This is a genomic window from Shewanella sp. T24-MNA-CIBAN-0130 (genome assembly GCF_040310185.1).
Taxonomy (GTDB): Bacteria; Pseudomonadota; Gammaproteobacteria; order Enterobacterales; family Shewanellaceae; genus Shewanella; species Shewanella psychromarinicola.
The window spans coordinates 1-244 of the sequence record NZ_JBEOPP010000498.1; the positions used below are offsets into that span (position 1 = coordinate 1).

At 45.5% G+C, this 244-nt stretch carries 1 protein-coding gene; it reads left to right on the forward strand.

Annotated elements, in window-relative coordinates; genetic code table 11:
* Window positions 1–28 precede the first annotated feature (28 nt).
* Window positions 29–244 (forward strand): alpha/beta fold hydrolase (locus AAEZ02_RS23265; RefSeq protein ID WP_351125566.1); only part of this gene is annotated, 216 nt, incomplete at its 3' end.

Genomic DNA, 244 nt, shown 5'->3' on the forward strand with positions numbered 1-244 from the left:
TACTCGAAGTGCCATTCATGATCTGTTGGTGAATAAATTGAGCTTGGATAAAGCTAGTTTCCTTGGCCATTCCATGGGTGGACAATGGGTTATAGGTTATGCGTTAGAATATCCGGAGCAAGTTAATAAAATAGTGCTTGAGTCGCCGGGTGGTTTGGAAGAGTTCCCAACGAGCGTCGCAGGTTTACCTTTTTTTGGGGATGAGCAGAAGACATCTTATGAGAGCTGGGAAGGAATCTGGGGG